Genomic DNA, 21037 nt, shown 5'->3' with positions numbered 1-21037 from the left:
ATGAAACGTAAAACACAGTTGATTCATGGTGGAATTGTTGGCGATGAGCAGACGGGTGCTGTCTCTGTTCCTATTTATCAAGTGAGTACTTATAAACAAGAGGGAGCAGGAAAACATACGGGATATGAGTATTCGAGAACCGGTAACCCTACACGGCACGCCCTAGAAGAACTTATCAAAGAAATTGAAGGAGGATATGCTGGGTTTGCGTTTGGATCTGGTATGGCCGCTACTACTGCAGTGTTCATGCTGTTTAACAGCGGAGATCATGTGTTAATTACAGATGACGTATACGGAGGAACGTATCGAGTGATCACAAAAGTGCTAAGCCGTATCGGCATTGAGGCTACTTTTATTGATACAAGCGATATCCAAAACATCGAGAAAGAAATTCGTCTTAACACAAAAGCCATTTTTATTGAAACTCCAACGAATCCTCTTCTAAAAATTACTGACTTGCAGCATGCTTCTTCAGTAGCTAAACAACACCATTTACTTACCATCGTTGATAACACATTCAGTACGCCGTATTGGCAAAATCCTATCGAAAAAGGAGCGGATATTGTTCTGCACAGTGCAACTAAGTATTTAGGGGGCCACAGTGACGTTGTAGCAGGGATAGCAGTTGTGAATTCGCCTAAATTAGCTGAAGACCTTCATTTTATTCAAAATGCGACTGGAGGCATTTTAGGACCTCAGGATTCTTGGCTTTTAATGAGGGGGATTAAAACATTAGGAATACGAATGGAAGAACATGAATTCAACACTGGGAAAATAGTAGAATTTTTACTTGCTCATCCTGCTGTGGCAAAAGTATATTATCCAGGGTTAAAAAACCACCCGAACCACCTCATTGCTAAAAAGCAAGCAAGAGGTTTTGGCGGAATGGTTTCATTTGATGTGGGAAGCGAAGAGAAAGCGGAACGAGTGCTGAGCAAAGTGAAGTATTTTACATTAGCAGAAAGTTTAGGAGCCATCGAAAGTCTTATTTCCATTCCTTCCAAAATGACCCATGCTTCTATACCGAGCGACCGACGTAAAGAGCTAGGAATTACAGATGGATTAATTCGTATTTCTGTAGGTCTTGAAGATGTAGAAGATTTAATTGAAGACTTAGAAAGAGCATTGAAATAAAGGTGGTAAAAATAGGATTTTTATAGACCTATAGATCTATGATAGAGTAGAGATATAACATTCTACTGAGAAGGTGATTGTATGAAAGCTCAACACATCAAAGCAAAAATTGAAGATTACAGCCGCTTTATTTACGTCCTTCTAGCCGTAAGTACATTCTTGTATATTGGTGTTATGATTGGCCAAGGTGAAAAAAGTGATATGCAGCTTGGAATAATGGAAGCGATCGTTATTCTTTTTACCACCCTTGCTTTTTATTTTAGTTATCAAACTAAAAAACTAAAAAAAGAATTAATGAAAGAAAAAGAATAATAGATACAAAAAGGCGATTATTCATCGTCTTTTTTTTATGAGGGTTAAAAAAATAAAAAAATTCCCTATTTTTCAAAAAAACAGTTTACTTTTTATAAGTTCGTGGATATAATTACCATTGTAAGGAAAATACTTTATTAAAAGGAGGTCGAGTCATATGTTAAGACGTTTATCAGGTATGGATCATTCAGTTTGGACTATGTTCAAAAATCGTCTATATACGTATACTATTCGGCCGTGTTCCTGTATCAAGTAACTTTCTTACCTTGATCGTTAAAACACGTCAATTCACCACAGGTGCGAATAGTAGCCCTGTGGTTTTTATTTTTTTTCAGCCACAGGATGCTTATGCATAACTGTGGTTTTTTTTATAAGGAGGTGATTGTAATGACACTGAATATTTTCTTTTTAACTATTACCATAAAGTCCCGTCAATACTCAGAGGAAGAAATTAAGCATGAACAGTATGTAAGACAATTAGAAGAAGAAATAAAAGACCGCAAGTATGAATTTTATCGTCATTTCTAATTTGAACAGTGGAAAGGAGTGGATGAATGATGATTAATCAAAAAGGATATATCGTTGTATGGCTGCTTGTGGAGAAAGATTCCACCTAAATGACTAGTAGGGGGAGTAATGATGTGTTTGCTGCGGATTATCATTTGGAAATTATTTTAAAAAAAGAGCGGAAGAAGGATAATTCTCTTCTTCGTCTCTTTTTTTCTTCTTTTTCGGCTCTATAAAATTCGTGAAACATTTTCATCAGCGCTCGCTTTTCAATTCGCGAAACATAACTTCTTGAAATATTTAATTCTTTTGCAATTTCTCGCTGGGTTTTTTCATCCTGCAGATCCAAACCGAAGCGGCCAACAATTACTTCCTTTTCTCGATCATCGAGGATATCGATGTATTCTTTTATTTTTTCTAATTCCATATTTAGTTGAATCATATCAATTACATCGTCTGATTCTGATTTTAATACATCAATCAAACTGATTTCATTTCCTTCTTTATCCTGGCCAATTGGATCATGCAGCGACACATCTTTTTTTGTTTTTTTGAGCGCTCGCAGGTGCATCAATATTTCATTTTCAATACAGCGCGCGGCATAAGTAGCTAATTTTGTGCCTTTTCCTTGAGAATAACTTTCGATTGCTTTAATTAAACCGATTGTCCCAATTGAAATTAAATCTTCCGCATCCTCTCCCGTATTTTCAAACTTTTTAACAATATGCGCAACGAGTCGGAGATTGTGTTCAATGAGAAGATTTCGCGCTTCTTGATCTCCTTGTTCCATTAAAGATAAATATCTCTTTTCTTCAGCAGCAGACAAGGGTTGAGGAAACGCATTGTTTTTTACGTAGGAAACAAGGAAAACCAATTCTTTAAAGAAATAGCCTAGTGCGGTAAATAATGCAGACATCTCTTCACCTCCATAAGGGGATATCAACTTGTGAGAGACTAACATTACACTATATGTAAAAAGAAGGATGTCTTTGCCTGTACGTTTAAAATTCCCCCCGGGGACAAGAGAGTTTGAAAAAGTCCACAGATTTTTCTTTAGAGATAGTTACCAGCCTATACAGGGAAAAAGTATGTACATACGCTAGTAGTAGTTCATAGTGTAAGGAGGGAGAGTATGTACGGTTACGGAAGCTGCTGTTATCCTAATTATCCAGCTTACCCATGTGGAGGAGGCTTCGGCTGGGGACTTGGATTGTTGATTGTTCTATTTGTCCTGTTATTAATTTTCGGAAGCTTCTATTGGTTTTTTAGCTGCTGGTATTAAAAAAAACTCATGCGTGTGCATGAGTTTTTTTAGGTGACATATCCTACCGAATAGAACCATTCATTTTTAAGAATTCTTAAGGAATTTTCGCTTTGTTTCTTAAAGAAGATGATTTATTCTATAATTAGGAAAAGTAGCAAGACGATAATATTCTTCTGCAAAAGTAAATGGAGCTCTATACTTTTTTTAGCTTGAAAGTACTAATCATCAAGCAAGCGAGTACGATAATCAAAAACATATAAAAGTGTGAAGGCAAATAAGGGACGCCCAGGTAGCTAAGAGTTAATAAACAACCTGCTGCGGTAATAGGGAGCCCTGTAAAATACCCAGTATTTTCTGTGATGTTAAAGCGGGCAAGACGAAGCGCTCCGCAAGCAATGTAACAGATGGTAACAATTGAACCTGCAGCACCAAAGTGAGACAAAATACTTTGATAAAGTAGTAGAGCTGGAGCGATGCCAAATGATATAATATCGCACATGGAGTCCAGTTGTTTTCCAAGTTCAGATTCAATTTGCAGCTTTCTGGCTACCATGCCGTCGAATCGGTCTGCTAACGCTGCTAAAAAAATTAGTAATAAACTTAAGTTCAATTCATTTTTCATGACAAATAAAATAGCAAAGCTTCCTAAACTTAAATTAACAATCGTTAAGGAGTTTGCCGCTTGGGATCTCAGCTTTTTAATTGTATGATCTAGATAGTCTAATAAAAACAATTTCCTCACTCCTTTAAAGGATGGAATGAACTAAAGGTAAAAATAATGGTAATTTCATTGTAGACGCAAACCTTAGTCTAGTAAAGAACTATTCAGTATGTGGAGGTAAAATTATTGTTGCAGCACCTGTATCGAACGTTTATTGAGCTTACGAATCACAAAGGATCATCGAAGCTCATTCGAAAATTCACTTTCTCTAAATGGAGTCGGTTTGTTATACCATCCTATACAAAAGTTTTTAAAGTAAATAAAGAAGAAATGGACAAGCCTCTGCATCATTATCAAAACTTACACGAGCTATTTATTCGCCGTTTAGATCCTTCTGCTCGTCCGGTCGATCAGCAGAAAGACAGCGTTGTCAGTCCTGTAGATGCAAAGATAGAAGCATATGGAGTCATTACGCCTCAAAAAGAAATGATTGTAAAAAACAAACCTTATTCTATACAGGAAATGATTTCAAATGATCTCATTCTTGAAAAATATATAGAAGGACAGTTTATTATCCTCTATCTTAGTCCCAAAGACTATCATCGCATTCACAGTCCGCTTAAAGCCCAAATAGGGAATACGTGGACCGTTGGACAAAAGTCTTATCCAGTAAATTCATTAGGAATCAAGTACGGGAAAGAACCGCTGGTGAAAAATTTCCGGAAGCTCACGGAGTTAACATTTGAAAATGGTCACATGCTGATGGTAAAAGTAGGAGCCATGTTTATCAACAGTATTGAAGCGGTTTCTAAAAAAGAAGTAGTCGAAAAAGGGGAAGAAATGGCTTACTTCACGTTTGGTTCGACTGTCATTTTATTATTTGAGAAGAACTCAATCACTTTTGATTCTAACGTTCACTCAGGTTCTTATGTAAAGTATGGAGAACCAATTGCTCATTTGAAAAAATAGAGCCTATATAATAAAAGAGTAGATAGATGATAAATGAAGATGCAGCTTTCTTTTATTAAGAAGGCTCTTTTATTCGTTAAGAAGGAATTTGTATGCTAATCTTTAATGATCTTCTTTCAATTTCCTCTTCAATTAATTTTATAAAATCAGGGCTTAATTGCAGTTCGGTTGCTTTGCTGTATGATTCAATAAGCAGCTCATCTGATAATTTTCTCATAAGATTGCCGCCACCTCCTACTAAAATAAATATCCTAAAAAGTTATATTTAAATGCTAATAAATTCCTTATTTATAATCTAACATGAATCAAATAAAGGAACAATCGTTCTGTTATCCACAGCTTTCGGTGGATAAAATGTGGGTATGTTGTTTATAATTACCATTAATTGCTGAACTATAACAGAGGATAATGTGTATAAACTTATCCACATAGTTGGGCTTATCATTTTTTGTCGAAAACTTTTAACAGAATTTGTTTACCACTTACCCTATTTGATAAGTAATAAACGTTTTCTGCACTATTTTTTATTTTAAGTTTGCAAAGAGTGAATATATCGTAAGCCCACGAACAAATGGAGGTTTACTACCTTTTGTCAATAACTTTCTGTATAAAGTTAAAGCATTCACAAGGCATATCCTTTATACTAAGAAAAGACCTGTTTTTGAAGAGAATAAAATTTTAGGTTGGAAAATAACAAGAAGTCGTTATAATGATAGACGGCGTTAATTTTAGTATGTAACTATATATTCGAGGTGCATGATACGTGTTGAAACTTTTTTTACCAAATGAACATGTGAAAAACGTGTTTCAAATTAAGCCAGACGATTTGAAAGAGCGCGGCATAAAAGGAATTATTACCGACTTAGATAACACGTTGGTGGAATGGGATCGCCCTGATGCCACTCCGGAATTAATTGAGTGGTTTCAGTTAATGAAAGATAGTGGAATTAAAATCACTATTGTATCGAATAATGTGGAGAAACGAGTCAAGCTGTTTTCAGATCCAGTTGGACTTCCATTTGTATATAAAGCACGCAAACCGATGCGTAAAGCATTTAGAAGAGCTCTTCGTGATATGGAGCTGCAAAAAGATGAGGTTGTGGTCATTGGCGACCAGCTTTTAACGGATGTATTAGGAGGAAATCGCCTAGGCGTATATACGGTTTTGGTTGTACCAGTTGCGCAAACAGATGGATTTGTAACGAAATTTAACCGTAAAATGGAACGAAGAATTCTAGGTTGGATGAAACGAAAAGGTATGATTAACTGGGAGGATTAAAACGTGAGTGAAGAAAAAATACAGTGCGTAGGATGCGGAGTGGAGATTCAAACAGAACGACCGAATGAACTTGGCTACGCTCCAAAATCAGCATTAGAAAAAGAAGCTATTATTTGCCAGCGATGCTTTCGCTTGAAGCATTATAATGAAGTACAAGATGTTTCCTTAACCGACGATGATTTTTTAAAAATCTTAAATGGAATTGGTCAAACGGACGGTTTGGTTGTAAAAGTTGTAGATATATTTGACTTTAACGGCAGCTGGTTACCTGGTTTGCATCGATTTGTTGGCAATAACAAGGTTCTTTTAGTGGGAAATAAAGCAGATTTACTGCCAAAGTCTATAAAGAAAAATAAACTAATTCATTGGATGAAGCGAGAAGCGAAAGAGCTTGGGCTAAAATCAGTGGATGTGTTCCTCATGAGCGCGCAAAAAGGACAAGGAATTCGAGAAATTGCCGAAGCTATTGAACATTATCGCGAAGGTAAAGATGTATATGTTGTTGGATGTACAAACGTTGGTAAATCGACATTTATTAATGCCATTATTAAAGAAGTAACGGGAGAAAAAGATATTATTACTACATCTCAATATCCGGGAACAACGCTGGATATGATTGATATTCCGCTTGATAACGGCGCGTCTTTATATGATACGCCTGGCATTATTAATCACCATCAAATGGCTCACTATGTAGATAAACGAGACTTAAAGTTAATTTCTCCTAAAAAAGAAATAAAGCCGAAGGTTTATCAGCTAAACGAAGGGCAAACGTTATACTTTGGAGGACTAGCGCGCTTAGATTATGTGCAGGGAGGCCGCAAGTCATTAACATGTTACGTATCGAATGATTTGCATATCCATCGTACAAAGCTTGAAAAAGCAGATGAGTTGTATGAAAAGCAAGCAGGTGAACTGCTTCAGCCGCCGCGCCCAGAGCAAATGAGTAAGTTTCCTGAACTTGTTGCACATGAATTTACAATAAAAAATGAAAAAACGGATATGTTTTTTCAGGGCTTGGCTGGGTGACGGTTAATGAGTCAGGTTCAAAAGTTGTGGCGCATGCACCAAAAGGAGTCGGCGTATTTGTGCGCGATTCTTTAATTTAAACAAAAAGGGGAAAAAATCTTGAGTACATTATATGGGCTAGTTGGTTATCCGCTTGGGCATTCACTATCGCCATTGATGCAAAATGATGCCTTTAAACGTCTGAACATGGATGCGCACTATGAGGCTTTTCCGATTGAACCTGTTCATTTTGAGTCAGCTATTGGAGAGCTAAAAGATAAAAATATTCAAGGATTTAATGTCACGATTCCGTATAAAGTTGATATTATGAATCATTTGGATGAAGTCGATCCATTAGCAAAGGCAATTGGCGCTGTAAATACAGTTGTTAATCAAGATGGTCGTTATATTGGATACAATACCGACGGAGAGGGATATGTGACTTCTTTACTCAAAGCAGTAGAAGGCGGCTTATCCCAAAAAAGAATTTTAATTATTGGAGCTGGAGGAGCTGCAAAAGCTATTTTTTATACAATTGCAGCTCAGCACGCTCCCGATGTAATTGCGATATGCAATCGTACCGTCGAAAAAGCAGCTTTACTAGCTAATGAGCTGCCTTTTTCGACGAAAACGGCGGCGATGTCTATTTCTGATGCGGAAAAACAACTAGATACATTCGATATTATTATTAATACCACTTCGGTGGGGATGTATCCTAACGTTGATGAGCTGCCTTTAGCACTTACTTTATTGCAAAAAGCAGCGGTAGTCAGCGATATTATTTACAACCCTTTAAAAACAAAGCTTTTGGAAGAGGCTGAAGCAAAAGGGGCAGGCACTCATAACGGTGTCGGTATGTTTGTACTGCAAGGTGCACTTGCATTTGAAAAGTGGACGAACGTCCGTCCTGACGAAGAGGCAATGGAACACATTGTTCTTTCAACACTAACTAAGAGATAAGATACAACGGAGGTTTTTATGTTAACAGGTAAACAAAAACGTTTTTTACGTTCAAAAGCACATCATTTAAATCCAATTTTCCAAGTAGGAAAAGGTGGAGTCAATGAAAATATGATTGGTCAAATTGCTGATGCATTAGAAGCAAGAGAATTATTAAAAGTAAGCATTCTGCAAAACTGTGATGAAGATCGTGACACGGTTGCTGCTCGATTAACAAAAGGAACAAAAGCAGAGCTTGTACAAGTGATTGGAAATACAATTGTGTTATATAAAGAATCACGCGAAAATAAGCAGTTAATGCTTCCAAAAGTGAAATGAAATAGAGCGGGGAAACCCGCTCTATTTAAAAATGAAGTAAATTAAAGGAGTCGGGGATTGTTGAAGAGTATTGGAATTTTAGGTGGAACATTCAATCCGCCTCATTTGGGGCATTTAATGATGGCAAATGAGGTTTTGCATGCCTTGAAATTAGATGAGATATGGTTCATGCCGTCGTATATTCCACCTCATAAAACAATCAAAGAGCCTATTGAGCCATACCATCGTTTACAAATGCTAAAGCTAGCTATTGAAGAACATGATCAATTTACCCTGCAGCCGATTGAATTTGAGCGCAAAGAGCCTTCATATACATATGATACGATGAGAATACTAACAGAGAAATATCCAGCGTATCAGTTTCATTTCATCATTGGTGCTGATATGGTAGAATATTTGCCGAAGTGGTATGAAATTGATGAATTAGTCAATTTGGTTACATTTGTAGGTGTAAAGCGTCCGGGGTATACCATTACGTCCCCTTACCCGATAAAAGAAGTAGAAGTTCCGCAGTTTGATGTCTCCTCTTCCTTTATTCGCGAACGAGTAGTAAAGAAAGAAACCATTCGTTATTTTATACCTGCTGGTGTTAAACAATATATCGAGGAGAATCAATTATATGAATCGAACTGAGGCATTAGAAATCGTAAAGAAACAGTTAACAGAACGTCGTTATATTCATACTGTCGGGGTAATGGAAACAGCAATTGAATTAGCTAAACGTTTTGAAGCAGACGAAAAAAAAGCAGAGCTGGCTGCTATTTTTCATGACTATGCCAAGTTTCGTCCAAAGGAAGAGATGAAGCAAATTATTATTGATCAAAACATGAATCCTACTTTATTGGAATACAATACCGAATTATGGCATGCTCCAGTAGGCGCGTTTTTAGTGAGAAATGAAGTAGGGATTACGGATAAGGAAGTATTGAATGCAATTGCTTACCATACATCCGGAAGACCTGGCATGACGTTACTTGAAAAAATTGTGTACGTTGCTGATTACATTGAACCTGGAAGGAGATTTCCAGGTGTTGATGAAGTGCGGGAGTTAGCTAAAACCGACTTAAATGCAGCACTTATTCAATCATTAAAGAATACCATTTCTTTTTTAATGACCAAACATCAGGCCGTTTATCCCGATACGATGATGACATATAATGATTTAATCTTAGGAGGTCAAACACATGACTGAACGTGAATTGCTATCTCTTGTTGTAGAAGCAGCCGATGATAAAAAAGCAATCGATATCGTAGCGTTAAATATGGAAGGAATCTCACTTGTGGCAGATTATTTTGTTATTTGTCACGGTAACTCAGATAAACAAGTGCAGGCAATCGCTCGTGAAATTAAAGAAAAAGCACACGAACAAGGCATTTCTGTGAAGCGTTTAGAAGGATTTGAGCAGGCTAAGTGGGTGCTTGTTGATCTTGGAGATGTTGTGGTTCACATTTTCCATAAAGATGAGCGCGGATATTATAACTTAGAACGCTTATGGGGAGATGCACCATTTGTAAGTTCAGAAGAGCTACAGCTATGAGCAGGTACGGAGAATTTGCCTACGTATATGATCAGCTAATGGCAGACGTTCCGTATGACGATTGGGCTGAATTTTTTAATCAGCAGGTGGCAAAAGCAAAAACAAAGCCTGACAGTATATTAGACCTTGCCTGCGGCACAGGAGAACTCTCTGTTCGATTTGCAAAAGAAGGTTTCTCCGTAGTAGGTGTTGATTTGTCTGATAACATGCTTATGGTAGCTCAAGAAAAGGCAGCAGAAGCAGGGGTAACGCTATCTCTTTTTCAGCAAAACATGGCGGAACTTGAGTTATTGAAAGAGTTTGACTGTGTAGTGATTTTTTGTGATTCTTTGAACTATTTGCAAAGTGATAAAGAAGTTCAAGAGACCATTCAACGTGTATATAAACACTTAAAACCAGGTGGGCTCTTTATATTTGATGTTCATTCAGTGCACAAGATGAAGGACGTATTTGGAAATCAATCTTTTTCTTACGTAGATGAAGACGTGTCATATATTTGGAATTGCGCCTATAATGATGCAGATCTCCGCGTAGAGCATGACATTACGTTTTTTGCTTATGATGAAGAAATCGATGCATATCATCGCTTTGATGAAGTGCATGCTCAGCGCACTTGGTCGATTGACCATTATCACTCATGGCTGAGCGAAGCTGGTTTTATAAATATAGAAATAAGTGCAGATTTCAAAATGAGTAAGCCTACTTCAAACAGTGAGCGCATCTTTTTCTCTGCGCAAAAAAAAGAAGCCGAGTAGAGGCTTCTTTTTTTGTTTCAAAGCAGGATTTCTATAGAAATTATGGAATAAGACTATCAAACTGATTGTGAACAAGCTCAATGTCTTCGTCAAATTTTTCATGTGTTTTTTGAAATACGTGAACAAACATCTCTCCGAGTTCAGCTTCTAAAACTTTAATACCTTCTCCAGTTACCCCACCTTTTACGCATACTTTATCCTGTAAGGTAGGAAGCGTAAATATTTCTTTTTCCAACAGTTTTCCCATTCCAATAATCATATCACTGGCCATGACCGTAGCTTCTTCTTCAGAAATATTTGTTTCTTGAACTGCTGCATCAATAAAGCGCTGAAGCAAAAAGCTGAAGAATGCAGGACCGCAGCTTACGATATCGGATGATACGCGCGTAATCGTTTGATCAATGGCCACAGGCTTTGACATAGATGAAAATAGTTCATGTAAATAATTTTGGTAAAAAGGCGTACATCTTTCTCCAAACGTGAAAAGAGAAACACCTGCTAATGCCCGATTCGTAATGCTAGGGATAATTCTAGCTGCTTGACTCGGAATGAGGCGTTCGATTTGTTCTACGCTAATTGGACTGGTAATGGATACAATGCAGTGATCTTTCGTCAGCAGTGGTTCTAATTTTATTAAAAGGGGGTGAATATCCAATGGCTTAACACAAATAAAAATGACTTTGGATGCGTGAACAACTTCTTCAGCTGTATCAGCAACATGAATTTTTTTATGCTGCTGTTGAATCTCTTTGGCCCTTTTTTTTGTACGATTCATAATAGTAATTTTAGAAGGACGTACGGCTTTTGATTCAATAAACGCATCAATTAATATTTTCCCCATGTTTCCTGTTCCGATAAACCCTATGTTCACTGATTCATTCCCTCCTTCAAAAGCCTTTTCTTCTAAACACTATGAAGACGTAATGGAATTTATGACGTTACTTCAAAATTCAAAGGAGTGTACAATTTGACTTTTTCAAAAAAACAATGGCTAATTGGGTGTATTTGCTTAGCAGTTGGGTTGGCTTTTTATATCTATCGCACAGGCGGAGAGAAACCGGAAAGTTCTCTTCAAACCTCAGATATAATAAAGGCAGAATCTTCTGCTACAAAAAAAGAAGGAGAGTCGTCTGAGCAAGTAATTTCAAGCCAAGATTCCCCGTTTGTGATGGTGGATATTAAAGGAGCTGTTCAGAAGCCTGGTGTATACCAGCTTCCGAAAGATGCAAGGGTAAAAGATGCTCTAGCACAAGCCGGAGGCGCTACGAAAGAAGCGGACTTAAGACAGCTCAATTTAGCTAGCAAGCTACAAGATGCAATGGCTGTTTATATTCCAGCTGCTGGAGAAGAAATTCCCCCTTCATCTTCAGTTTCTTCAATCTCTTCCTCAGGAACTTCAAATGATCAGCCCCTTGTTAATATCAATACAGCGAACACTGATGAACTGCAAGCGTTAAATGGCATTGGACCTTCAAAAGCGAGTGCCATCGTTTCATATCGAGAGGAAAATGGCTTGTTTCAAACAGTAGAGGATTTGGGGCAAGTATCAGGTATTGGCGAGAAGTCGCTAGAAAAAATCAAAGCTCAAATTACGGTACAGTAGAGACTTATTGACGAAAAAGGAAAAAAAACGCTACACTATGAAAGAGACAAGTATAATTATAATTATTCAGTTTTAAATAAAAAGGTAGGGAATGAGATGAACCGGATTTCATGGGATCAATATTTTATGGCACAAAGCCATTTGCTAGCTTTAAGAAGCACTTGTGAACGTCTGGCTGTTGGGGCTACAGTGGTGCGTGATAAACGTATTATAGCTGGAGGATACAACGGCTCGATCAGCGGAGGCGTGCATTGCGCTGATGAAGGCTGTTATGTGATTGATGGACACTGTGTAAGAACTGTCCATGCAGAAGTGAATGCACTCTTGCAGTGTGCTAAGTTTGGTGTGAAAACAGAAGATGCGGAAGTATACGTCACGCATTTTCCTTGTTTAAACTGCTGTAAAGCCCTTATTCAAGCGGGAATTAAAACAGTATATTACGCTAATGATTACAAAAATCATCCGTATGCTGTTGAGCTATTTCAACAGGCGGGAGTGAAAACAGCAAAAGTTGAACTTGATGAAGCAATCATTGACTTAAAAAGTAAAGAGAAGCTTCAATTTGTGACGGATGTTCTCGCTCGTTTAGAAAAAAGCGGAGCTGACGAAGCAGAAGTGATGAATTTACAGCGTGAAGCTCTCGCATTGTTTACGGCAAATTAAAGATAAAAGAGGTTTTTTACTTGGTAACAGTAAGAAGCCTCTTTCTTTTAAGAAGAAAGGAGCTAAAAGTGAAAGGATATTATATGTACTGTGCTTTTAGCATGATGATAGCTTTATATGTATATGATAATCATTCCGCTGTAAGCCTGTTTTTGCTGATCGTGCTTTTCATTTTTCAATGGCTACAATGTCCGAGGAAAGTGGTTATTGCTTCTGCACTGTTGAGCGTTTTGTGCGTCTACTTATTAGCTGAGACAAATAAGCATAACAAAACGGTTCTTTTAGCTGAATCTTCTACTTTTACAGGCGAAATTTCATCTGTTCCGCATAGTGACGGCGACAAGCTTACTTTTAAGTTTACGGTTCAAAATGAAGAGGTCATGGCTTTTTATAAACTAAAAACGTTGAAAGAGAAACAGCAGCTCGAAAAGCTAACGATTCATCAAGTTTGTCAACTAGCGGGGCAATTAACTTCTCCTTCACCTGCTCGCAATCTTCATGCATTTGATTATCAGCAATATTTGTACCATCAGTCTATTCATTGGCAGCTTAACGTCAAGAGACTTGATTTGGTAAAATGCCAGCTTCCCACTTTAACTCCACTTACGTACCTTACCTTTATTCGTCAAAAAGGAATTAATTATATTCAACAAAATATGTCGGAACCAGGCGCTGGGTTTATGCAGGCACTAATTTACGGTGAGCGCACTGGAATCGAAGAAGAGAGTATCAAGCGCTATCAGCAATTTGGTTTAATACATTTGCTTGCCATATCAGGTCTTCATGTTGGACTGCTGACAGCGATGTGTTTTTATTTGCTCATTCGGATTGGAATAACGCGCGAGCGAGCCATTACGCTTTTACTTTTGCTTCTTCCTGTATACATGGTTTTGGCCGGTGGCAGCGCTTCAGTTGTCCGAGCTGTTTTTATGAGTATGCTGATGCTTATATCGATAAAAATACAAAGGAAAATTCTTTTGGCTGATAGCATCAGCCTTGCTTTTATAAGCATGCTGCTTTTTAAGCCGTACTATTTATTTGATGTAGGATTTCAGCTTTCTTTTGCCGTTAGTTTTGCCTTGATTTTATCGAGTCAGACAATTTTACCTCGTTTTCATTCTTCTTTCAGCCAGCTCATGGCTGTTTCAGCGATTGCACAAGTCAGTTCACTTCCTTTATTGTTGTACTATTTTTATGGAGTATCTCTCCTCAGTTTGCCATTAAATATGGTTTTTGTACCGTTGTTTTCTCTTGTTGTATTACCTCTTTGTTTGCTCATTCTTTTTGTTCGTCTCATCTTGCCGGGAGTGAGTGAATTGCTGGAGCAAATTCTTCATGTTCTTTTACTTGTTTGTGAAAAATTACTTGGCTTTTTTGAGTGGGTTCCCGCTGATTTTGTAACGGGAAAACCCCACATTTTGCTGTTTTTGGGCATGTACTTATGCATTTATGCTTTATTTGTAGCGGTCGAAGAAGGAGAGTTTTTCGTTCGCTATATGTTTCTTCTCGCAGCATTGTTAGCCGCACAATGTATGTATCCTTATTTGAATCCAAAAGGAACGGTCACAATGGTCGATGTAGGACAAGGAGATTGCTTTATCATTGAGCTTCCTTATCGAAAAGGTGTGTATATGATCGATACCGGAGGAACCGTTTCATTTCCAAAAGAACCATGGCAAAAACGTCGTTCTTCTTTTGACGTGGGAGAAGACGTACTTGTTCCCTTTTTGCATTCAAAAGGAATGACAAAGGTAGATAAAATGATTATTACACACGGCGATTATGATCACGCAGGGGCAGCACAGCATCTATTTTCACAAGTGGCTGTCGGAGAGCTGGTGCTTGGGAAAAAAGCTGAATTAAATGACGTAGAGACTGGCTTGGTGATCGCTGCTCAAAAACAAAGCGTGCCTGTTCAAATTGTTCAACAAGGAGATAGCTGGCAAGAAGGAGGTGTCTTATTTCAGGTTATTTCTCCGACAGGTTTCGAAGAAACGAGCAACAACGGCTCAATTGTAATAGACGCTAAGTTAGGAAATTTAAGATGGCTATTCACCGGAGATTTAGAAAAAGAAGGAGAACAAAGAATATTAAAAGACTTTCCCAACCTTAAAGCAGATGTATTGAAAGTTGGACATCATGGCAGTAAAACCTCAACTTCAGAAGAGTTTGTTCAACATTTAAATCCTAAAGTAGCGCTTGTTTCAGCGGGGCAAAAAAATCGTTATGGTCATCCTCATCAAGAAATATTAGAGCTTCTGAAAAGCTACGGGGTTTATATTTATCGAACGGATGAAGATGGTGGGGTAATGTATGAATTTACAAAAAAGTCAGGAACGTTTTCACAGCAACTTCCATAGTCTATAGTAAGAAAAACGAACTGAAAAAGACTGCTAAGAAGCAGCCTTGAAGCAATTTTACGAACCCAAGTAGTGAATCACAGTTGCAATAACAAATAAGGCAGTGAAAAAGCCAAATGAAACACCAAATCCTACGGCAGAATCGACAGCGTCGTTGCGTTTACTTTGGACACTTTCTTCAAATTGGTTCATTAACACCCCTCCTGTTTACAGTATAATCTAACTTTTTTTAAAAATCTAGACAATTTAAAAGCGTTTTCATAAACTGACAACAGTTAACAACTATACTTTATGAGCATGAGGAGAAAATAGAGATAAGGGTTTAATCATTAACAAATAAGTAACCTAGGGCTTATATTGTTGATGTTTATCATAAACTGAGGAATTGTCGTTTTAAGACAATTCCTTTTGTATTGTTGCCAAAAACTCATAACACCTTTACGATAGAAATTGTATTTTGTTTATCAATAACTATACATAATCAATATAGATGAATAAAAAAAAGAGGAGCGTATATACGTTGGCAGTTGATAGCTTAAAAAGTATTACTAAAAATAATATAGCCCCCGTTTATTTAATACACGGGGTTAATGCATTTATGAGTAAAAAGATTAGAGATAAAATCGTCGACTATACGTTGAATGAAGAAGATAAAGAATTTAACTTGTCACTATACGATTTAGAAGAGACATCGATTGATCAAGTGCTAGAAGATGCTGAAACGCTTCCTTTTTTAGGAGACAAGCGTGTAGTGGTCGCGAAAAATGCAGCATTTTTAACGGCTGAAAAATCAAAAGATAAAGTCGAGCATGATCTGGCAAAACTTCAGCAATATGTCGAACAGCCCCCGTCTTTTTCAACGTTAATTCTTCTAGCTCCTTATGAAAAGCTGGATGAAAGAAAAAAAATAACAAAATTATTAAAAAAACAAGCAGCTTACATCGAAGCGAACGAATTTGGTGAAAAAGAAATGAAGCAGTGGATTCATAATTTACTTTCAAAAGATGGAGTGAATATGGATGAAGAAGCTGTAACGCTGCTTATTCAGCTTGTGGGTCTTAATGTAACGCTTGTGACAAATGAAATTGAAAAAATGGTGTTATACGTTGGACAAGGCGGAGTCATTACAAAAGAAGTTGTGCTTAAGCTTGTGGCGAAAACGCTTGAACAAAATGTATTTACGCTTATTGATGCTGTTATTCAGCGAAAGGTTTCTACTGCTTTAAATATGTATCAGGATTTACTGCGTAATAACGAAGAGCCTATTAAAATTTTATCTTTGTTAGCGACGCAGTTTCGATTGATTTATCATACGAAGCAGCTGTCTAGCCAAGGGTACGGTCAGCAGCAAATTGCTCAAACGATTAAGGTTCATCCGTTTCGTGTGAAAATCGCTTTGCAGCAGAGCAGAAGTTTTGAGGAACAGCAGCTTAAAGGAATTTTAAAGGATTTAGCAGAGGCAGATTATGAAATGAAGACGGGGAAAATGGATAAGGCGCTTATTTTACAGCTGTTTTTATTAAAAAGAGCGCAATAAAAAAACGATCCTAATGGGATCGTTTTTGTCTCAATTATGCAGATAAACCGTTAAGTTTTACTGCTAAGCGAGATTTTTGACGAGCTGCAGCATTTTTGTGGATAAGACCAGATTGTGCGGCTTTGTCTAATTTTTTAGAAGCAACAGCAAATGCTGCTTTTGCGTTATCTACATCGTTGTTTTCAACTAAAGCTTCAAAGTTTTTGATTGCAGTACGCATAGCTGATTTAGCTTGAATGTTATGAGCACGGCGAGCTTCAGTAGTTTTTACACGTTTGATAGCTGATTTAATGTTTGGCATCCGTTTCACCTCCCGAAATGATAACAATCGAGATTATATAGAACTCGACATTCTTCACAATAAGAACAAAAGATATTTTATCAAACACAAGGACAGAATGCAATAGCCTTGACAAGGAATTTTATATGACAGACCTCTCTTTAAAAGCTTGTAGCTGATATTGCGCCCTTCCTTCTACTTTTCATTTCTTAAATGCATGAATCTGCCAGTCCTCGGTGACAATAATTTCAACAAAGATTGTCTAGGAGGTTAAGAAATGGAAAAAGAACTTGATTTAAGTCAATATAGCGTGCGCACGGATTTAGCTGTCGAAGCAAAAGACATAGCGTTAGAAAATCAGCCTAAACCGAATAATCAGTCAGAAATCAAAGGCGTAATTGTAAAAGAAAAAGAAGAACAAGGTGTCAAAATTTCAATGGTAGAAATTACGGAAGAGGGCGCAGAAGCAATCGGTAAGAAAAAAGGCCGATATGTAACCCTTGAATCGGTAGGCATTCGCGAGCAGGATACTGAAAAGCAAGAGGCTATGGAAGAAGTATTTGCTAAAGAGCTGAATTTTTTTATTAAAAGCCTCAACATTCCAGATGATGCTAGCTGTCTTGTAGTGGGGCTTGGAAACTTAAGTGTTACACCAGACGCGCTTGGACCAAAGGCAGTAGATAATTTGTTGATTACAAGACATTTGTTTGAGTTACAGCCTGAAAGCGTGCAAGATGGCTTTAGACCCGTTAGCGCCATTGTTCCGGGAGTAATGGGAATGACGGGTATTGAGACAAGTGATATTATCTTTGGCGTTGTAAAGAAAGTGAATCCAGACTTTATTATTGCAATCGATGCGCTGGCCGCTCGTTCGATTGAACGGGTAAATGCTACCATTCAAATTTCAGATTCAGGTATTCATCCGGGGTCTGGGGTTGGAAACAAGCGCAAAGAAATCAGTTATGAAACACTTGGCATTCCAGTTATTGCAATAGGTATTCCAACGGTGGTGGATGCTGTGTCCATTACAAGCGATACAATTGACTTTATCTTAAAACATTTCGGCCGAGAAATGAAAGAGCAGGGAAAGCCGTCTAAGTCGCTGCTTCCGTCTGGTATGACGTTTGGGGAAAAAAAGAAGCTCACGGAGGATGATTTACCCAATGAAGAGCAGCGTCAAACGTATCTCGGTATGATTGGCACCCTTCCCGATGAAGAAAAAAGACGTCTTATTCATGAAGTGCTTGCACCTTTAGGCCATAATTTGATGGTTACACCAAAAGAAGTGGATATGTTTATTGAAGATATGGCGAATGTAGTTGCAGGAGGACTTAACGCTGCTTTGCATCATGAAGTGGACCAAGATAATTTTGGGGCATATACTCATTAATATACGCTTTTAGATGAATGAGTTCTTCAGAATATAGTCATAATGGTTAGTACTACAGAAGATAAAGAAGTAAGGGGCCTAATAATATGATTAAATTTACTTTAAAATCAGTAGTGCTAACCATTTTTTTACTGTGCGTCGTATTTTTAGGAATGCAGACGGCTCAGCAAGGGTTGATTAAAATGAAGGGATATAATGATCCTTCGATTGAACATGTTATTAATGTGTCTAAAACGTCAGATGGTCAGGTGGAAGCTGCTGTTTTAGGTTCAAAAAAAGTCGTGAACATTGATGAAAAACAGCAGTTTTTAGAAAAACGAAAGGCTTTTAACTTTTTCTCCTCGCTAGGTCAAAGTCTAGCGGAAGGCGTGAAAAGTACAATAGGAAAAGCTTTTAAGGCTATCCATCATCTTCTTAATTAAAAGCAGAATCTCTTTCTGCTTTTTTGTATGGAAAAATCCCCAATGGAATGCTTATTGAATGTTGACGAATGTGTTGTTATAATTTAGTTTAGTGTATTTTGCCGATTTTCAGTAGGAGTGAAAAAAATATGGATAGAGAAGCAAGATTGAAACGACAATCGAAAATCAGAAACTTTTCGATTATTGCTCATATAGACCACGGTAAGTCAACATTGGCAGACCGTATTTTAGAAAAAACAAATGCGTTAACACAGCGAGAAATGAAAGCTCAGCTTTTAGATTCAATGGATTTAGAACGTGAACGTGGAATTACCATTAAATTAAATGCTGTGCAGCTTCAATACAAAGCAAAAGATGGAGAAGAGTATACTTTTCATCTAATTGACACACCGGGGCACGTCGATTTTACATATGAAGTGTCGCGAAGTTTAGCCGCGTGTGAAGGTGCTATTCTAGTAGTAGATGCAGCTCAAGGTATTGAAGCTCAAACACTAGCAAACGTATATTTAGCGCTTGATAACAACCTTGAAATTTTACCTGTCATTAATAAGATTGACCTGCCGAGCGCAGAGCCAGAGCGAGTGCGCCAAGAGGTTGAAGACGTAATTGGATTAGATGCGTCGGAAGCAGTATTAGCTTCAGCTAAAGCAGGAATTGGCATCGAAGAAATTTTAGAACAAATTGTTGAAAAAGTGCCTGCTCCTGAAGGGGATCCAGATGCACCGCTTCAAGCACTAATCTTTGATTCATTTTATGATGCATACCGAGGTGTAGTCGCATCTATTCGTATCGTACAGGGACGAGTAAAAGTAGGCGACAAAATTAAAATGATGGCAACAGGAAAAGAGTTTGAGGTAACGGAGCTAGGTGTGTTAACGCCAAAAGCCGTTGCTAAAGATGAACTTTCTGTTGGCGACGTAGGGTTTTTAACAGCAGCTATTAAAAACGTTGGAGATACGCGAGTAGGGGACACGATTACTCTTGCTAAAAACGGAGCAAGTGAACCTCTTCCTGGTTATCGTCGTCTGAATCCAATGGTATACTGCGGACTGTACCCGATTGATACAGCGAAGTATAACGATCTTCGTGAAGCACTAGAAAAGCTAGAGCTAAATGACTCTGCACTTCAGTTTGAACCAGAGACGTCTCAGGCCTTAGGATTTGGTTTCCGATGTGGATTCTTAGGACTGCTTCACATGGAAATTATCCAAGAGCGTATTGAGCGCGAATTTAAAATTGATTTAATTACAACAGCCCCAAGCGTTATTTATGACGTGTATTTAACAGACGAGACTCATCTGTCTGTAGATAACCCGTCTAATATGCCGGACCCACAAAAGATCGAACGCGTGGAAGAACCGTATGTGAAGGCAACGATGATGGTACCAAATGATTATGTTGGTGCTGTGATGGAGCTTTGTCAGAAGAAGCGAGGCAACTTTATTGATATGCAGTACTTGGATGCTAATCGCGTTAGTATTGTATACGAAATTCCGCTGGCTGAAATTGTATATGATTTCTTTGATCAATTAAAATCAAATACAAAAGGCTACGCGTCGTTTGACTACGAGCTTATCGGATATCAGCCTTCGAAGCTTGTGAAGATGGATATTCTCTTAAACGGTGAAACGGTCGATGCGCTTTCCTTTATCGTTCACAGAGATTCAGCTTACGATCGTGGTAAAGTCATTGTAGAAAAGCTTAAAGAGCTTATTCCACGTCAACAGTTCGAAGTGCCGATTCAAGCGGCAATCGGTCAAAAAATTGTGGCGCGTTCAACCATTAAAGCCATTCGCAAAAACGTTTTAGCAAAATGTTACGGAGGAGATATCTCTCGTAAACGTAAACTTCTTGAAAAACAAAAAGAAGGTAAAAAACGTATGAAGCAGGTCGGTTCTGTTGAAGTACCGCAGGAAGCATTCATGGCTGTGCTTCGCATGGACGAAGATTAATAGCTCAAATTCTATTATTTAACATGTCAAATTAGTTTTGAAAATGGAGCTAATCTGATACGATAGTAAAGAGTTTTCAGCGCTGTAAATAAGTGTGAACGAACATAGATAAAAATACCGCAGAG

Annotated in this window: 25 protein-coding genes and 1 pseudogene; 20 read left to right on the top strand and 6 right to left on the bottom strand. The window is 37.8% G+C overall.

Features of this window, described 5'->3' with window-relative positions; genetic code table 11:
- From N178_RS10750 to N178_RS25890, 3 genes are all read left to right on the top strand, one after another.
- Complete coding sequence (locus tag N178_RS10750) at positions 1-1134, top strand: bifunctional cystathionine gamma-lyase/homocysteine desulfhydrase (RefSeq protein WP_045292098.1); 1134 nt, start codon at positions 1-3, stop codon at positions 1132-1134.
- An 81-nt stretch (positions 1135-1215) separates the two neighbouring features.
- The gene (locus tag N178_RS10745) at positions 1216-1446 is read left to right on the top strand and encodes a YrhC family protein (protein WP_045292097.1); all 231 of its coding nucleotides are present in this window, start codon (positions 1216-1218) and stop codon (positions 1444-1446) included.
- 387 nt (positions 1447-1833) lie between these two features.
- A complete protein-coding gene (locus tag N178_RS25890) occupies positions 1834-1974 on the top strand; it encodes a YrzI family small protein (RefSeq protein WP_014458165.1) in 141 nt (46 codons plus the stop codon).
- 130 nt (positions 1975-2104) lie between these two features.
- On the opposite strand, the gene sigK is transcribed toward N178_RS25890, so the two are convergent.
- A complete protein-coding gene (sigK, locus tag N178_RS10740; protein ID WP_045292096.1) occupies positions 2105-2869 on the bottom strand; it encodes an RNA polymerase sporulation sigma factor SigK in 765 nt (254 codons plus the stop codon).
- Between the two features lie 216 nt (positions 2870-3085).
- On the opposite strand from sigK, the gene N178_RS27010 reads away from it, so the two are divergent.
- Entirely contained in the window at positions 3086-3235 is a 150-nt protein-coding gene (locus tag N178_RS27010; RefSeq protein ID WP_169746663.1) for a hypothetical protein, read from the top strand.
- Positions 3236-3410: 175 nt separating this feature from the next.
- Here N178_RS27010 and pssA read toward each other — a convergent pair whose 3' ends face one another.
- The gene (pssA, locus tag N178_RS10735) at positions 3411-3950 is read right to left on the bottom strand and encodes a CDP-diacylglycerol--serine O-phosphatidyltransferase (RefSeq protein ID WP_013059266.1); all 540 of its coding nucleotides are present in this window, start codon (positions 3948-3950) and stop codon (positions 3411-3413) included.
- Between the two features lie 114 nt (positions 3951-4064).
- Here pssA and N178_RS10730 point away from each other — a divergent pair, with 114 nt between their 5' ends.
- Positions 4065-4847, top strand: coding sequence for a phosphatidylserine decarboxylase (locus N178_RS10730; RefSeq protein WP_045292093.1), 783 nt, complete (start codon positions 4065-4067; stop codon positions 4845-4847).
- Positions 4848-4923: 76 nt separating this feature from the next.
- On the opposite strand, the gene N178_RS10725 is transcribed toward N178_RS10730, so the two are convergent.
- Positions 4924-5064, bottom strand: coding sequence for a sporulation histidine kinase inhibitor Sda (locus tag N178_RS10725; protein WP_013059264.1), 141 nt, complete (start codon positions 5062-5064; stop codon positions 4924-4926).
- 549 nt (positions 5065-5613) lie between these two features.
- Between N178_RS10725 and N178_RS10720 the strand changes: the two genes are divergently transcribed.
- The 8 genes and pseudogenes from N178_RS10720 to N178_RS10685 all read left to right on the top strand — a co-directional run bounded on the left by N178_RS10720 (position 5614) and on the right by N178_RS10685 (position 10705).
- Positions 5614-6126: a YqeG family HAD IIIA-type phosphatase gene (locus tag N178_RS10720; protein WP_013059263.1), complete on the top strand. Its 513-nt coding sequence runs from the start codon at positions 5614-5616 to the stop codon at positions 6124-6126.
- A gap of 3 nt (positions 6127-6129) precedes the next feature.
- Positions 6130-7169: pseudogene (gene yqeH, locus N178_RS10715) on the top strand (ribosome biogenesis GTPase YqeH); the annotation flags it as partial.
- An 85-nt stretch (positions 7170-7254) separates the two neighbouring features.
- Positions 7255-8094, top strand: a complete 840-nt coding sequence (aroE, locus tag N178_RS10710) for a shikimate dehydrogenase (protein ID WP_080890170.1) — start codon at positions 7255-7257, stop codon at positions 8092-8094.
- Positions 8095-8112: 18 nt separating this feature from the next.
- Positions 8113-8412, top strand: coding sequence for a ribosome assembly RNA-binding protein YhbY (gene yhbY / locus N178_RS10705; RefSeq protein ID WP_013059260.1), 300 nt, complete (start codon positions 8113-8115; stop codon positions 8410-8412).
- Between the two features lie 60 nt (positions 8413-8472).
- The gene (locus N178_RS10700; RefSeq protein WP_045292092.1) at positions 8473-9045 is read left to right on the top strand and encodes a nicotinate-nucleotide adenylyltransferase; all 573 of its coding nucleotides are present in this window, start codon (positions 8473-8475) and stop codon (positions 9043-9045) included.
- Complete coding sequence (yqeK, locus tag N178_RS10695) at positions 9032-9604, top strand: bis(5'-nucleosyl)-tetraphosphatase (symmetrical) YqeK (RefSeq protein ID WP_045292091.1); 573 nt, start codon at positions 9032-9034, stop codon at positions 9602-9604. The genes N178_RS10700 and yqeK overlap by 14 nt, the downstream gene beginning before the upstream one ends.
- The gene (rsfS, locus tag N178_RS10690; protein WP_013085071.1) at positions 9597-9950 is read left to right on the top strand and encodes a ribosome silencing factor; all 354 of its coding nucleotides are present in this window, start codon (positions 9597-9599) and stop codon (positions 9948-9950) included. Before yqeK ends, rsfS begins: the two co-directional genes overlap by 8 nt.
- Positions 9947-10705 carry a class I SAM-dependent DNA methyltransferase gene (locus N178_RS10685; RefSeq protein ID WP_045292090.1) on the top strand — a complete coding sequence of 253 codons (759 nt, stop codon included), beginning with the start codon at positions 9947-9949 and terminating at the stop codon, positions 10703-10705. Before rsfS ends, N178_RS10685 begins: the two co-directional genes overlap by 4 nt.
- Before the next feature lie 40 nt (positions 10706-10745).
- Here the strand turns inward: N178_RS10685 and comER are convergent, their stop codons facing one another.
- Positions 10746-11576 (bottom strand): late competence protein ComER, encoded by an 831-nt coding sequence (gene comER / locus N178_RS10680; protein ID WP_025750559.1) that lies wholly within the window; start codon positions 11574-11576, stop codon positions 10746-10748.
- 87 nt (positions 11577-11663) lie between these two features.
- On the opposite strand from comER, the gene N178_RS10675 reads away from it, so the two are divergent.
- The 3 genes from N178_RS10675 to N178_RS10665 all read left to right on the top strand — a co-directional run bounded on the left by N178_RS10675 (position 11664) and on the right by N178_RS10665 (position 15331).
- A complete protein-coding gene (locus N178_RS10675; protein ID WP_237758443.1) occupies positions 11664-12308 on the top strand; it encodes a helix-hairpin-helix domain-containing protein in 645 nt (214 codons plus the stop codon).
- A 96-nt stretch (positions 12309-12404) separates the two neighbouring features.
- A complete protein-coding gene (locus N178_RS10670) occupies positions 12405-12971 on the top strand; it encodes a ComE operon protein 2 (protein WP_025750557.1) in 567 nt (188 codons plus the stop codon).
- Between the two features lie 68 nt (positions 12972-13039).
- Positions 13040-15331 carry a DNA internalization-related competence protein ComEC/Rec2 gene (locus tag N178_RS10665; protein WP_045292159.1) on the top strand — a complete coding sequence of 764 codons (2292 nt, stop codon included), beginning with the start codon at positions 13040-13042 and terminating at the stop codon, positions 15329-15331.
- A gap of 57 nt (positions 15332-15388) precedes the next feature.
- On the opposite strand, the gene N178_RS25885 is transcribed toward N178_RS10665, so the two are convergent.
- A complete protein-coding gene (locus tag N178_RS25885) occupies positions 15389-15523 on the bottom strand; it encodes a YqzM family protein (RefSeq protein ID WP_013059251.1) in 135 nt (44 codons plus the stop codon).
- 328 nt (positions 15524-15851) lie between these two features.
- Between N178_RS25885 and holA the strand changes: the two genes are divergently transcribed.
- A complete protein-coding gene (holA, locus tag N178_RS10655) occupies positions 15852-16868 on the top strand; it encodes a DNA polymerase III subunit delta (RefSeq protein ID WP_045292088.1) in 1017 nt (338 codons plus the stop codon).
- Between the two features lie 34 nt (positions 16869-16902).
- Here the strand turns inward: holA and rpsT are convergent, their stop codons facing one another.
- Positions 16903-17169, bottom strand: coding sequence for a 30S ribosomal protein S20 (gene rpsT / locus N178_RS10650; protein WP_013085065.1), 267 nt, complete (start codon positions 17167-17169; stop codon positions 16903-16905).
- Positions 17170-17425: 256 nt separating this feature from the next.
- Here rpsT and gpr point away from each other — a divergent pair, with 256 nt between their 5' ends.
- The 3 genes from gpr to lepA all read left to right on the top strand — a co-directional run bounded on the left by gpr (position 17426) and on the right by lepA (position 20912).
- The gene (gene gpr, locus N178_RS10645) at positions 17426-18538 is read left to right on the top strand and encodes a GPR endopeptidase (protein WP_045292087.1); all 1113 of its coding nucleotides are present in this window, start codon (positions 17426-17428) and stop codon (positions 18536-18538) included.
- Positions 18539-18624: 86 nt separating this feature from the next.
- Positions 18625-18960, top strand: coding sequence for a DUF3679 domain-containing protein (locus N178_RS10640; RefSeq protein WP_014458177.1), 336 nt, complete (start codon positions 18625-18627; stop codon positions 18958-18960).
- Positions 18961-19088: 128 nt separating this feature from the next.
- Complete coding sequence (gene lepA / locus N178_RS10635; RefSeq protein WP_013059246.1) at positions 19089-20912, top strand: translation elongation factor 4; 1824 nt, start codon at positions 19089-19091, stop codon at positions 20910-20912.
- Positions 20913-21037: the final 125 nt, after the last annotated feature.

Origin of the sequence: Priestia aryabhattai B8W22, assembly GCF_000956595.1 — a bacterium.
Taxonomy (GTDB): Bacteria; Bacillota; Bacilli; order Bacillales; family Bacillaceae_H; genus Priestia; species Priestia aryabhattai.
Note: the sequence above shows the minus strand (reverse complement) of the source record. Positions and strands in the feature narration are given on the sequence as shown.

Bases quoted from the DNA above. Each gene is read 5' to 3' on its own strand.
- N178_RS10685 (WP_045292090.1), top strand. From the start codon at position 9,947: ATGAGCAGGTACGGAGAATTTGCCTACGTATATGATCAGCTAATGGCA.
- N178_RS10745 (WP_045292097.1), top strand. From the start codon at position 1,216: ATGAAAGCTCAACACATCAAAGCAAAAATTGAAGATTACAGCCGCTTT.
- N178_RS25890 (WP_014458165.1), top strand. From the start codon at position 1,834: ATGACACTGAATATTTTCTTTTTAACTATTACCATAAAGTCCCGTCAA.
- lepA (WP_013059246.1), top strand. From the start codon at position 19,089: ATGGATAGAGAAGCAAGATTGAAACGACAATCGAAAATCAGAAACTTT.
- N178_RS27010 (WP_169746663.1), top strand. From the start codon at position 3,086: ATGTACGGTTACGGAAGCTGCTGTTATCCTAATTATCCAGCTTACCCA.
- yqeK (WP_045292091.1), top strand. From the start codon at position 9,032: ATGAATCGAACTGAGGCATTAGAAATCGTAAAGAAACAGTTAACAGAA.
- rsfS (WP_013085071.1), top strand. From the start codon at position 9,597: ATGACTGAACGTGAATTGCTATCTCTTGTTGTAGAAGCAGCCGATGAT.
- N178_RS10670 (WP_025750557.1), top strand. From the start codon at position 12,405: ATGAACCGGATTTCATGGGATCAATATTTTATGGCACAAAGCCATTTG.
- N178_RS10750 (WP_045292098.1), top strand. From the start codon at position 1: ATGAAACGTAAAACACAGTTGATTCATGGTGGAATTGTTGGCGATGAG.
- gpr (WP_045292087.1), top strand. From the start codon at position 17,426: ATGGAAAAAGAACTTGATTTAAGTCAATATAGCGTGCGCACGGATTTA.
- sigK (WP_045292096.1), bottom strand. From the start codon at position 2,869: ATGTCTGCATTATTTACCGCACTAGGCTATTTCTTTAAAGAATTGGTT.
- yhbY (WP_013059260.1), top strand. From the start codon at position 8,113: ATGTTAACAGGTAAACAAAAACGTTTTTTACGTTCAAAAGCACATCAT.
- rpsT (WP_013085065.1), bottom strand. From the start codon at position 17,169: ATGCCAAACATTAAATCAGCTATCAAACGTGTAAAAACTACTGAAGCT.
- N178_RS10725 (WP_013059264.1), bottom strand. From the start codon at position 5,064: ATGAGAAAATTATCAGATGAGCTGCTTATTGAATCATACAGCAAAGCA.
- N178_RS10640 (WP_014458177.1), top strand. From the start codon at position 18,625: ATGATTAAATTTACTTTAAAATCAGTAGTGCTAACCATTTTTTTACTG.
- N178_RS25885 (WP_013059251.1), bottom strand. From the start codon at position 15,523: ATGAACCAATTTGAAGAAAGTGTCCAAAGTAAACGCAACGACGCTGTC.